Below are 11,812 nucleotides of genomic sequence, written 5' to 3'. Positions count from 1 at the left end.
GAAGTTCAAAATTACTTTTTGGCTTTGCACTGTGTCTAATTACTGACAAACCCTTCATCTATTTTTAATTTTTTTTCTTTCGAGGCGGCTACCGCTAAGGCATCACAGCGTTCGTTTTGAGGGTGGTTGTTATGACCTTTAATCCATGTAAAGCTTACGTGATGTTTTCTATATTCTTTTAAAAACAGTTTCCACAAGTCTGGATTTTTTTTGTCTTTAAAATTTGTTTTTTCCCATTTTACGTACCATTTCTTCTCAACGGTATCCACCACATATTTAGAATCGGTAAAAACGGTAATGTAAAGACCTTCTTTTTTGAGTTTTTTTAAAGCTTCAATAACAGCGAGTAATTCCATTCGGTTGTTGGTCGTGTGCACAAAACCTTCTGAAAATTCTTTTTTGTAGGGTTTACCTACCCATTCCATAACTATTCCGTAACCACCCGGCCCAGGGTTTCCTCTAGCAGCGCCATCGGTATAAATATGTACTTGAGCTTTATCCATGTAATAATTCATCAATTACTTTAGGAAAATGTTCATATTCTAATTCATGAACTTTTTTAGCAATAGTTGTAGCGCTATCTTCAGGTGAAATTTTGACTTTTACCTGCTTAATTATCGCTCCTTCATCATAATTTTCGTTCACAAAATGGATAGTTATGCCTGTTTCGTGCTCATTATTTGCTTTTACAGCGTTATGAACGTGCATTCCATACATTCCTTTTCCGCCATATTTTGGCAATAGCGCAGGATGTATATTTACAATTTTATTCGGGAAGCTTTTGGTTAGCTTTTCAGGAATTTTCCAAAGAAAACCTGCGAGAATTATTAAATCAGGACGACTCGCTTTTAAGACATCTAAAACACAATCAGTTTCATAAAAGGCAGTCCTGTTGAAATATAATGCACTGATATTTAATCTATTGCATCTATCTAAAACTTTAGCATCGCTTTTATTGGTTAAAACAGCGGCTATAGTAACCTTGGCATTATTTGCAAAATATTGTGAAATATTTTCAACATTAGATCCGGAACCTGAAGCAAATAGAACAATACGTTTCATGCAGTGTTTTAAGGTTATTAAAGCAGAATTATTTTGAGCGAAAATAACACTCTTGTATTTAATTTTCGTAAATTACCATACATTTTAACGACAAATGGTGTTATTAATCTAAAGTTTTTTATTTTTGCCATCAGTTAAATTTTTAAAACAATAATTATTATGTCAGATATTGCATCAAGAGTAAAAGCTATCATCGTTGATAAATTAGGTGTAGATGAAAACGAAGTTGTTACAGAAGCAAGCTTTACGAACGACCTAGGAGCAGATTCATTAGATACTGTAGAATTAATTATGGAATTCGAAAAAGAATTCGATATCCAAATTCCAGATGATCAAGCAGAGAACATTGCTACTGTTGGTCAAGCGATCAGTTATATAGAAGCAGCTAAGTAATTTTATGATATCTTAGCTTAAGATTATAAAATATCCATGCGGTAATTATTCTGCATGGATATTTTTTTTTAATTTACACCCTAGTTAAGAAAGAAAAATACCCTTGATGAGTTTGAATGGGTCTAAAGAATTGAAAAACTATTGTGTTCAGATAAAATAGAAAATCAAATCATGGCATAGCTAGGGTTTTATTTTCTTATTAAAATAAGGGCAGGATAGAAACAAATCATCAGACGCATTTTAAATTTAATGGGTATAAATAGCTAATTAAATTATATTCAATGCAGTTAAAGCGAGTTGTTGTTACAGGAATTGGAGCATTGACCCCAATCGGTAATACTATTGAGGAATATTGGGACGGATTAGTAAACGGAAGAAGCGGTTCAGCCCCGATAACCTATTACGATAGCGAAAAATTTAAAACAAAATTTGCGTGCGAACTTAAAAACTTCAATGCTGAAGATTATTTTGATCGTAAAGAAGCAAGAAAATTAGACCGCTTTGCGCAGTATGCCTTAGTATCATCTGATGAAGCCATAAAAGATTGCGGTATTGATTTTGATACTGTCGATAAATTTAGAGTTGGTGTTATTTGGGGAGCAGGTATCGGCGGTTTAGAAACTTTTCAAAACGAAGTATTAAATTTTGCTGCCGGAGATGGCACACCGAGATTTAATCCATTCTTTATCCCAAAAATGATTGCAGATATTGCACCGGGTAATATCTCTATAAAGCATGGCTTTATGGGGCCAAATTATACCACTGTTTCTGCTTGTGCCTCTTCTGCAAATGCCATTATTGATGCCTTAAATACGATTCGCTTAGGACATTGTGACGTTATTGTAACTGGTGGAAGTGAGGCAGCTGTAACTATTGCTGGCATGGGTGGTTTTGGCGCCATGCATGCGCTATCGACAAGGAATGATGAAATGGAAACAGCCTCCAGACCATTTGATGCCACACGAGACGGTTTTGTTTTGGGCGAAGGAGCTGGGGCACTAATTTTAGAGGAGTACGAACATGCTATTGCACGTGGAGCAAAAATATATGCTGAAGTTGCAGGGGGTGGGTTATCGAGTGATGCCTATCATATGACAGCGCCGCATCCCGAAGGTATTGGGGTAGTACGTGTCATGGAAAATTGCTTAAAAGATGCAGGTTTAAAACCTGAAGATGTTGATGCCATAAACACACACGGTACATCTACGCCACTTGGAGACGTTGCAGAGTTAAAAGCGATTACTAAAGTATTTGGCGATCATGCACCAAATATCAATATTAACTCTACCAAGTCTATGACAGGGCATTTATTAGGAGCTGCAGGCGCTATTGAAGCTATTGCTGCTATACTCTCGATGGTTCATGGCATCGTACCACCGACAATTAACCATACTACGGTAGACGAAAATATTGATCCAAGATTAAACTTGACCCTAAACAAAGCTCAAAAAAGAGATGTAAAAGTTGCTTTAAGTAATACTTTCGGCTTTGGAGGTCACAATGCTTGTGTTATTTTTAAAAAATTAAGTTAATTCAAGTTATGAATTTTCCCTCAAATATTTTTAATTCCCATTCTAAAGAGGATGGGGATTTTTTTTTAGGGATTAGCAAAATATTGGGTTTTAAACCAAAGAAACTCGAAATTTATAAAAAAGCTTTTTTACATAGATCTGCCAATGTAAAGAATAGCAAAGGAGAACCAATGAATTATGAACGTTTAGAATTTTTAGGCGATTCTATGTTGGGAACTATTATCTCAAAATATTTATACGTTGAAGTCCCTACTGGCGACGAAGGGTATTTAACTAAAATGCGTTCAAAAATTGTCAGTAGAGAGCATCTGAACGAATTGGGGAAAGATCTAAACCTGATAAGGTATGTAGAAAGTAGAATTCCTAAATCGCATTTCGGTGAAAATATTCATGGGAATGTTTTTGAAGCACTTGTAGGCGCTATATATTTAGATAGAGGCTACAAGTATTGTGAAAAATTTATAGCCAATAGGGTCGTAGCGCCCTATGTTGATATTGAACAACTAGAAGGTAAGGTAATTAGTTATAAAAGCTTGGTGATTGAATGGTGTCAAAAGCAAAAAAAATCATTTAAGTTCGATATTTATGAAGACTCTGGCAATGAAATTCTAAAACATTTTGCTGTGAAATTGCATATAAATGACAAAATTGTAGCAAAGGCACGAGCTACTTCTAAAAAAAAGGCCGAAGAGATGGCATCAAAAAGGGCCTATTACGCGTTACAGAACAAAATAGACAAGGACTAACGAAAATTTTTCAAATCTACAACGTTTTCGCTTGTTCCATAGCTTAAAAAACAGACATCTACTAGTATTAGAGTCGTAGAAATCATATATTTACATCTTAGTTTTTTTTGGATGCCTATGGTAGCACTGCATAAAATGTCACTGGATTTTTACGAAGATTCGTTCGTTTTAATTGCTTTGCATTGCAGTTTAGAAGATCATTCATTAGCTTATCTTATAAATAGCCACCTTAAATGTAGCTTTAAAAGACGAAAGCAAAATTTAATTTTTTCAGAAACCATATCGCTTCCAGTTTTTGAATGGAAAGATACCGTGAATGATCGGTATTGGACTATGATTCAAAATCATATTCAGCTGGAAGAGCGCAGTAATAATGTTGGTTTTTTTAAGGATACTCCTTCTTTGACTACAACGTATTTACTACCAGAATACAAAAATGTGGATTATTTTTTAAAATTGGAACAAGAAGATCTTGAGTCAGAACCAATGATTCTAAAATCGCTTTTAGCCATTCCAAAAATTGTAACCGCTTACACCATTAAAACGAATACCTTAAAATATAAAAATAATTTAATTTTTTAAATAATGCCAAGTAAAAAAAAGACAAAAATTGTAGCAACCTTAGGACCAGCTACAAGTAAAAAAGAAGTGCTTAGAGAGATGATCGAAGCTGGTGTAGATGTCTTTAGAATTAATTTTTCTCATGCAGATTACGAAGATGTCGCCGAGCGTGTTAAAATGATTCGGGAGTTAAATGAAGAAATGGATACCAATGTTTCTATTTTAGGGGATTTACAAGGCCCTAAACTTAGAGTTGGTGTAATGGCAGGAGAAGTTGTTGTAGCTCCAGGTGATATAATAACCTTTGTAACCGGAAAACCATTTGAAGGAACTGCAGAGCGTGTTTATATGAATTATGCCACGTTTCCAAAAGATGTAAACCCAGGGGAGCGCATCCTTTTGGATGATGGAAAATTGATGTTTGAAGTACTTTCTACCAATAGAGAAAATGAAGTTGAAGCTAAAGTAATTCAAGGTGGGCCTTTAAAATCAAAAAAAGGGGTAAACCTTCCAAACACAAATATTTCTTTACCTGCATTGACCGAAAAGGATATTAAGGATGCCATATTCGCAATCTCCCTAAAAGTAGATTGGATGGCCTTATCTTTTGTTCGTTTTAGTCAAGATTTAATTGATCTTCAAAACTTGATTAAAGAGCATTCCGATGTAAAAATTCCGATCATTGCAAAAATAGAAAAGCCAGAAGCAGTCGAGAATATCGACAAAATCGTGGCGTATTGCGATGGTTTAATGGTTGCTCGTGGAGATTTAGGAGTAGAAGTTCCTGCCCAAGAAGTACCTTTAATTCAAAAGCAATTAGTTTTAAGGGCAAAAAAGGCTAGAATTCCTGTAATCATTGCAACTCAAATGATGGAAACAATGATTACAAGTCTTACGCCGACTAGAGCCGAAGTAAACGATGTGGCCAACTCTGTTATGGATGGTGCTGATGCAGTAATGCTATCCGGAGAAACATCTGTAGGTAATTATCCAGTTCAGGTCATTGAAAGAATGGCTAGTATCCTGACAACGGTAGAAAATTCAAATTTAATTAAAGTACCGCATGAAGCACCTCATGTTCGAACAAATCGTTTTATCACAAAATCTATTTGTTATCATGCAGCCCTTATGGCTAACGATATTAAGGCTAAAGCTATTTCTACATTGACGAATAGTGGGTATACCGCTTTTCAAATTTCAGCCTGGAGGCCCAGTGCACATATTTTAGTTTTTACCTCTAACCGAAGGATATTAACGCAGTTAAACCTTTTATGGGGTGTAAAAGCATTCTATTATGATAAGTTTGTGTCTACGGACGAAACCATCGAAGATTTAAATAGAATAGCTGTGGCAAAAGGCTTTTTAGAAGTTGGTGATATGCTTGTAAGTTTAGCTGCTATGCCAATTAAAGATAAAGGTATGGTGAATACCTTGAGAGTTTCTGAGATAGAAAGTCAGCATTTAAAATAACATTCAAAATCAAATATTTCTAAAGGGACATCCTCGATACTTAAATAGTATCGGGGATTTTTTTGATACCAATACCTAGAGACAATGAAAGAAATGATCATATTCTGTTGTTTTTGTTATTAGGTATACGACCAGCGAATTTTGAAGCTCATTGCTGATCATTAATCTTCAACAACGAAATCTTAAAACTCAAACTTCAATTGTACAGAAACTATTTTTTCATCCTCTTTTGAACCTTCTTTTTTGGATTTTTTAGCGGTATTTAAATTAGCAAGAGATATGCCTAATAAACGCACAGAATTTTCCATCTTTTCTTGATAAAGTAATTCTTTTGCAGCCTCTAAAATTAGATGCTGATCGGAAATATAGTAGGCTAAGGTTTTGCTTCTGGTGTTCAGGGTAAAATCGCTATACTTTATCTTTAGGGTAATGGTTTTACCAGAAATTTTGTTTTTCAGTAATCTGCTTTCTAATTCTTTGGCAATATGTGCTAAGCGTTCTAACATAAAAATTTCACTGCTCAAGTTTTCATTAAAAGTGCGTTCTGCACCGACAGATTTTGGGGTCCTGTGCGGCTTTACAGGACTGGTGTGAACACCACGCACCACGTGGTAGTAATACGTGCCACTTTTGCCAAAATTTGCACTTAAAAAGGCCTCAGATTTTTGCTTTAAATCTAAACCTGTAAAAATACCAAGTGTGTACATTTTTTCAGCCGTAACTTTACCAACACCATAAAATTTTCGAATATCGAGTTGCTCTAAAAACCCGATAACCTCTTCAGGATTAACCGTTTTTTGTCCGTTAGGTTTGTTGATATCGCTAGCGACTTTTGCAATAAATTTATTGATAGAAATGCCAGCGGAAGCCGCAAGACCCACTTCATCAAAAATCCGTTGCCGTATTTCTTTTGCGATAAGGGTAGCAGAAGGGTTCCCTTTTTTGTTCACCGTAACATCTAAATAGGCTTCATCTAAAGATAAGGGCTCTACAAGATCTGTATAGTCATAAAAAATTTTTCGAATTTTTTGAGAGATCTCTTTGTAGCGTTCAAATCTTGGTTTTACAAAGATGATATGTGGACAATTACGTTTTGCAATAACACTACTCATGGCACTGCGAACACCAAATTTACGAGCTTCGTAATTTGCGGCGGCTACAACTCCACGCAGTTCGCTGCCTCCCACTGCAATTGCTTTACCTCTTAAATTTGGATTGTCTAGCTCCTCTACAGAGGCATAAAAAGCATCCATATCCACATGAATAATTTTTCGTAAAGGCAACTCGTGAAGCATAGGCAAATTTAAGGTTTCTATGAGATAAATTCAGAGTTTTAGCAATCTAGTATCCATGTTAAATTAATTTTAGAAGTTTTAAATTTAAGAAATGCTGTATCTTTAAAGTTAGATAAAATTACCATGAAAGAGTCAAGAAAAACAGCCATACTATTAGGGGCGACAGGTTTAACTGGAGGTATTTTTTTAGACCTTTTGTTGAAAAATGATACGTATGCGAAAATTAAACTTTTCTCAAGATCATCTATTGGGTTTACACACGAAAAAATAGAAGAACATTTAATAGACCTTTTAGCATTAGAAACGCATAGCGCTTTATTTACGGGAGATGATATTTTTTGCTGCATAGGGACTACCAAAAGCAAGACACCTGATAAAGACACCTATAAAAAAATAGATTTTGGTATTCCTGTTGCTGCTGCGAAATTAGCCAAACAAAATAAGATCAGCACATTAATCATTATTTCTGCCCTTGGTGCTGATGCCAAAAGCTCTGTATTTTATAACAAGATAAAAGGCGAGATGGAACATGCCGTTCTCGCTGAGAATGTAAAAAATACTACTATTTTACAACCATCATTAATTGGAGGCCATCGTTCTGAAAAAAGAGTAGGAGAATGGCTGTTTAAGCAAGTGATGAAGGTTTTTAATTTTATCCTGATTGGTACTTTAGCGAAGTATAAGAGCATTGAACCCCAGACCATAGCAGAGGCAATGATTTGGTTGGCAAATAACGACTGTGAAATGATTAGAATTGAATCTGACCAAATAAAAAAAATCGGTACTTAAAAATGATAGAAATAGAACGTAAATTTTTAGTCACTTCCGATACGTATAAAACCCAAGCAAAAGCCAAAAAAAGAATTGTTCAAGGCTTTTTAAATACTGATCCAGAACGTACCGTTCGCATTCGTATTATGGCGGATAAAGCTTTTTTAACGGTAAAAGGCAAAGGCAATGAAACAGGACTTACTAGGTTTGAATGGGAAAAAGAAATTGCTGTTCAAGAAGCCGAAGCCCTTTTGCAACTAGCAGAACCAGGGAGAATTGATAAAATTAGGTATGAGGTACAGGTAGGCAAACACACTGTTGAGGTCGATGAGTTTTCTGGAGATAATAAAGGTCTAGTGGTTGCTGAAATAGAATTAGTTGCTGAAAATGAATTTTTTGAAAAACCGAGTTGGTTGGGTGAAGAAGTTTCTGGGATCACCAAATATTACAATTCGCAATTGAGTAAAAGACCATTTAACACTTGGTAGACCTAAATTTTATAAATTATTCCGCCAAAACGCCTTCATTTTCCATCAAGGGAATTGGTTTTAAGTTTTGTTCTGTGATGCTGTCTTTTTTAAAGATAAACTTCTTTTCATACAACTTGTTGTCCGCAAAAAAACTAATGTAGAATTCATTGTTTAATGAAAAAAGTGTTTCATGAAGCATCTCGATTTTCCGAAAAGATTTTTCTGCTAATTGCCCTAAATTATGGCGCATCACAGCTGTTTTTCGGTCAGCATCATAGCCTTTAGAAACAACCATAAGCATATCAATAGCTGAATTTTGATCGTTGATAAAATAAGCATTCCAAGATTTAGTTAGCTTGTCGTCGTTCCATTCTTGAACTGCGGCAACGATGACGTCTTGAGCAATGGGTATTTCAATATCTTTCTTCATACTTTATCCCTAGCTAAAACCGATTCAAAATAATAGCGGATGTCTCGTTAGAATTTTTTTAAAGTGCCGACTTAAATTGTTCTAAAAAGCGAACATCATTTTCACTGAGCAAACGAATATCTGTTATTTGGTGTAATAACATGGCAATACGGTCGATACCAACACCAAAAGCAAAGCCTGAATACTCTTCCGGGTCTATATTACAATTTGTAAGTACATTGGGATCCACCATGCCACAGCCACCAATTTCTAGCCAGCCTGTGCCTTTGGTAATCCTATAATCAGCTTCGGTTTCCAAGCCCCAGTATACATCTACTTCTGCACTTGGTTCTGTAAATGGAAAATAGGACGGCCGCAATCGAATCTTAGATTTTCCAAAAAGTTCTGTAGTAAAGAACTGCAGAGTTTGTTTCAAGTCTGCAAAAGATACATTCTTATCAATATACAAACCTTCAATCTGATGAAAAAAACAATGCGATCGTGATGAAATAGCTTCGTTTCTATAAACCCTTCCTGGAGAAATGGTTCTTATAGGGGGTTTATTGTTTTCCATATACCGCACTTGTACGGATGAGGTATGCGTACGTAAAAGAATATCAGGATTGGTTTGAATAAAAAACGTGTCCTGCATATCTCTTGCGGGATGGTATTCTGGTAAATTTAAGGCGGTAAAATTATGCCAATCATCTTCAATTTCAGGACCTTCAGATACATTAAACCCGATTCGAGAAAATATATCGATAATTTGATTGGTTACAATAGATATGGGATGACGCGCACCTAGCTCAACGGGTTCTGCAGGGCGGGTTAAATCTCCATAAACTCCTTTTTCTTCTATGTTACTTTCTAAGGCTTCTTTTAAACTGTTGATTTTATCGGCAGCAACAGTCTTTAATTGATTGATGGTCTGACCAAATTCCTTTTTTTGATCATTAGGAACATTTTTAAATTCAGCAAAAAAATCGTTCAAAAGTCCTTTTTTACCCAGATATTTTATTCTGAAATCTTCCAGTGCTTCTTTTGAATCAGCTGAGAATTGTTCTATTTCAGCAATATGTTCTTTTATTTTATCAATCATAATCATCGTAAACTATAGCGCACAAATTTAAAACTTTCTAGCCATGCTACGCCATTAAATACTACTAAAAATTATAAGCTGTTTTGGTTTTTGTGTCATGAAACTACTTCGGCCACCGTAATGGTGTCTTTTACATTTTGTTTAATCCACTGTGTGGCTTCATCAAAGTTCTTAAAAATATGTTCTTCTGGAATTAAATCTGGTATCACATCAACCCGTTCTAACATATATCTAGGTTGCTTCAAAAGATCTACAAATAGCACATTTTTGTTTGATTTTTTTAAATCGATTAAAATATCTTCAAGCGTATATAATCCAGATTGATCCATATATTGCATTCGATCCATCCTAATAATTACGGTCGAGGCAGTTTGCGGTATTTGATTTGCAAGTGCTTGAAATTCACTGGTAGAGCCAAAAAACAAGGGTCCCTTTAGATGTTTTACAAAAACTTCTTCTTTTAAGTGTTTAGGAAAGTTCTTTTCATCGTCCCATTCAGTTTCTTCTTCTAAGGATTTTACATTAGAACGTTCAGCGGTTAAGTCTCCCATTTTTTTCATAAACATTAAAGAGGCGATTACTAAACCAATACCAACAGCATAAACTAAATTCCAAAACGTTGACAGTATCATGACAACAATCATAATAACAACTTCTGAACTCAATTTAATAGGGCCAAAACTAATGTCTTTTGGTAAACTCGGAATTGCTTTTAAACCTTTATAATCCATGACACTGATGCCTACTGTAATTAAAATTCCTGCTAAAACCGCAGCTGGAATTTGAGAAGCAATTGGTCCTAGAGCAAGTAAAATAAACAAAAGCAAGATACCGGCGATCATTCCTGAAAGTTTGGTTTTACCTCCAGAATTTATATTCACCACGGTTCTAATAGTAGCACCAGCTCCAGGTATACCACCAAAAATGGCACCAATACTGTTCCCTATTCCTTGGCCTACAAGTTCTTGATTAGGCTTATGCTTTGTTTTGGTCATGTTGTCTGCTACAACTGATGTTAAGAGTGAGTCTATGGCGCCCAAAAGTGCCAGCGTTAAAGCCGTAAAAATATAGGGCGTAAGAGCACCTATCTTAAATTCTGTAAAAATTTTTAAATTTGGCATTGGAAAGCCTCCAGGAATGGTTTCAATAGGTCGGTAATTAAGTCCAAAACCGTAAGCAATACCAGAAACTACAAGTAGCGCTACTAAAGTACTAGGCAAGGCCGTAGTTATTTTTTTAAAACCATAAATGATTAAAATGGTACATAAGGCGAGTGCTAGTTCTAACCAATTAATGTTTTTGATTGCCTTCGGAATTGCTTTTAAAGCACCAATCACCCCTGAAGCTTCTGATGCAGCTAAGGTCCTAGATTCGTCCATTATAGCCTCGTTGGTGATCTCACCAGAGCGTTTTATGGTTTGTTCAAAATCTTCTAAAACCAAAATACCCTCACCGGCTTCTTCTTTTAGGATGTTCTCTAAGATTAATTCTTCAGCTTGAGGTTTAAATTGATTTACAAAATCAACATCTTCTTTTGGATAATACCCTAATGCAGGTAACACTTGTGTGATAATTATGATAACCCCAATTGCGGTCATAAAACCAGAAACTACAGGGTAAGGTATGTAGCGTATGTATTTTCCGAGACCTAATAAACCTAAACCAATTTGCATAATTCCTGCTAACAAAAAAACGCTTAGGATGGCTGGCAATGCTTTCTCTACGCTTCCTTCATAAACAGCGATAATACTCGCAATAACGACCATGCTTACTGCCGTCATGGGAGCTGTTGGTCCGGATATTTGAGTATTGGTACCGCCAAACAGGGCAGCGAAAAAACTTATGAATATAGCGCCATATAATCCGGCGCTTGGACCCAGACCGGAACTAACACCAAAAGCTAAAGCCAATGGAAGCGCAACAATACCAGCAGTAATACCGCCGAACATATCCCCTTTAAAATTTGAAAAAAGATTTTTCATATCTTGCTTTTTTAAGCGCTTT

13 protein-coding genes are annotated in these 11,812 nt (G+C 35.5%); 7 read left to right on the top strand and 6 right to left on the bottom strand.

Going from position 1 to position 11,812, the window contains the following annotated elements; translation table 11 throughout:
* Positions 1–35: 35 nt before the first annotated feature.
* The gene (gene rnhA / locus GQ45_RS09780; RefSeq protein WP_047417341.1) at positions 36–503 is read right to left on the bottom strand and encodes a ribonuclease HI; all 468 of its coding nucleotides are present in this window, start codon (positions 501–503) and stop codon (positions 36–38) included.
* Positions 496–1,062: a phosphoribosylglycinamide formyltransferase gene (locus GQ45_RS09775; protein WP_047417338.1), complete on the bottom strand. Its 567-nt coding sequence runs from the start codon at positions 1,060–1,062 to the stop codon at positions 496–498. Before GQ45_RS09775 ends, rnhA begins: the two co-directional genes overlap by 8 nt.
* A gap of 159 nt (positions 1,063–1,221) precedes the next feature.
* Between GQ45_RS09775 and GQ45_RS09770 the strand changes: the two genes are divergently transcribed.
* From GQ45_RS09770 to pyk, 5 genes are all read left to right on the top strand, one after another.
* A complete protein-coding gene (locus tag GQ45_RS09770) occupies positions 1,222–1,455 on the top strand; it encodes an acyl carrier protein (RefSeq protein ID WP_007647141.1) in 234 nt (77 codons plus the stop codon).
* A gap of 281 nt (positions 1,456–1,736) precedes the next feature.
* Positions 1,737–2,987 carry a beta-ketoacyl-ACP synthase II gene (gene fabF, locus GQ45_RS09765; protein WP_047417330.1) on the top strand — a complete coding sequence of 417 codons (1,251 nt, stop codon included), beginning with the start codon at positions 1,737–1,739 and terminating at the stop codon, positions 2,985–2,987.
* Between the two features lie 8 nt (positions 2,988–2,995).
* Positions 2,996–3,733, top strand: a complete 738-nt coding sequence (gene rnc / locus GQ45_RS09760; RefSeq protein ID WP_047417327.1) for a ribonuclease III — start codon at positions 2,996–2,998, stop codon at positions 3,731–3,733.
* A 135-nt stretch (positions 3,734–3,868) separates the two neighbouring features.
* Positions 3,869–4,315: an IPExxxVDY family protein gene (locus GQ45_RS09755; RefSeq protein WP_231555179.1), complete on the top strand. Its 447-nt coding sequence runs from the start codon at positions 3,869–3,871 to the stop codon at positions 4,313–4,315.
* A gap of 3 nt (positions 4,316–4,318) precedes the next feature.
* On the top strand, positions 4,319–5,764 hold the full coding sequence (pyk, locus tag GQ45_RS09750) for a pyruvate kinase (RefSeq protein ID WP_047417325.1): 1,446 nt from the start codon (positions 4,319–4,321) through the stop codon (positions 5,762–5,764).
* Between the two features lie 182 nt (positions 5,765–5,946).
* Here the strand turns inward: pyk and dinB are convergent, their stop codons facing one another.
* Positions 5,947–7,059, bottom strand: coding sequence for a DNA polymerase IV (gene dinB / locus GQ45_RS09745; protein WP_047417322.1), 1,113 nt, complete (start codon positions 7,057–7,059; stop codon positions 5,947–5,949).
* Between the two features lie 123 nt (positions 7,060–7,182).
* On the opposite strand from dinB, the gene GQ45_RS09740 reads away from it, so the two are divergent.
* Together GQ45_RS09740 and GQ45_RS09735 are read left to right on the top strand one after the other, a co-directional pair.
* On the top strand, positions 7,183–7,848 hold the full coding sequence (locus tag GQ45_RS09740; RefSeq protein ID WP_047417319.1) for an NAD(P)H-binding protein: 666 nt from the start codon (positions 7,183–7,185) through the stop codon (positions 7,846–7,848).
* A 2-nt stretch (positions 7,849–7,850) separates the two neighbouring features.
* Positions 7,851–8,318: a CYTH domain-containing protein gene (locus GQ45_RS09735; RefSeq protein ID WP_047417317.1), complete on the top strand. Its 468-nt coding sequence runs from the start codon at positions 7,851–7,853 to the stop codon at positions 8,316–8,318.
* A gap of 16 nt (positions 8,319–8,334) precedes the next feature.
* Here GQ45_RS09735 and GQ45_RS09730 read toward each other — a convergent pair whose 3' ends face one another.
* The 3 genes from GQ45_RS09730 to GQ45_RS09720 form a co-directional block, all read right to left on the bottom strand.
* Positions 8,335–8,730 (bottom strand): hypothetical protein, encoded by a 396-nt coding sequence (locus GQ45_RS09730; RefSeq protein WP_047417314.1) that lies wholly within the window; start codon positions 8,728–8,730, stop codon positions 8,335–8,337.
* Between the two features lie 58 nt (positions 8,731–8,788).
* Positions 8,789–9,808 (bottom strand): phenylalanine--tRNA ligase subunit alpha, encoded by a 1,020-nt coding sequence (gene pheS / locus GQ45_RS09725; protein ID WP_047417312.1) that lies wholly within the window; start codon positions 9,806–9,808, stop codon positions 8,789–8,791.
* A 95-nt stretch (positions 9,809–9,903) separates the two neighbouring features.
* A complete protein-coding gene (locus GQ45_RS09720; RefSeq protein ID WP_047417310.1) occupies positions 9,904–11,790 on the bottom strand; it encodes a SulP family inorganic anion transporter in 1,887 nt (628 codons plus the stop codon).
* Positions 11,791–11,812: the final 22 nt, after the last annotated feature.

Origin of the sequence: Cellulophaga sp. Hel_I_12 (assembly GCF_000799565.1) — a bacterium.
GTDB lineage: Bacteria > Bacteroidota > Bacteroidia > Flavobacteriales > Flavobacteriaceae > Cellulophaga.
This window is presented reverse-complemented; position numbering and strand designations above follow the sequence as displayed.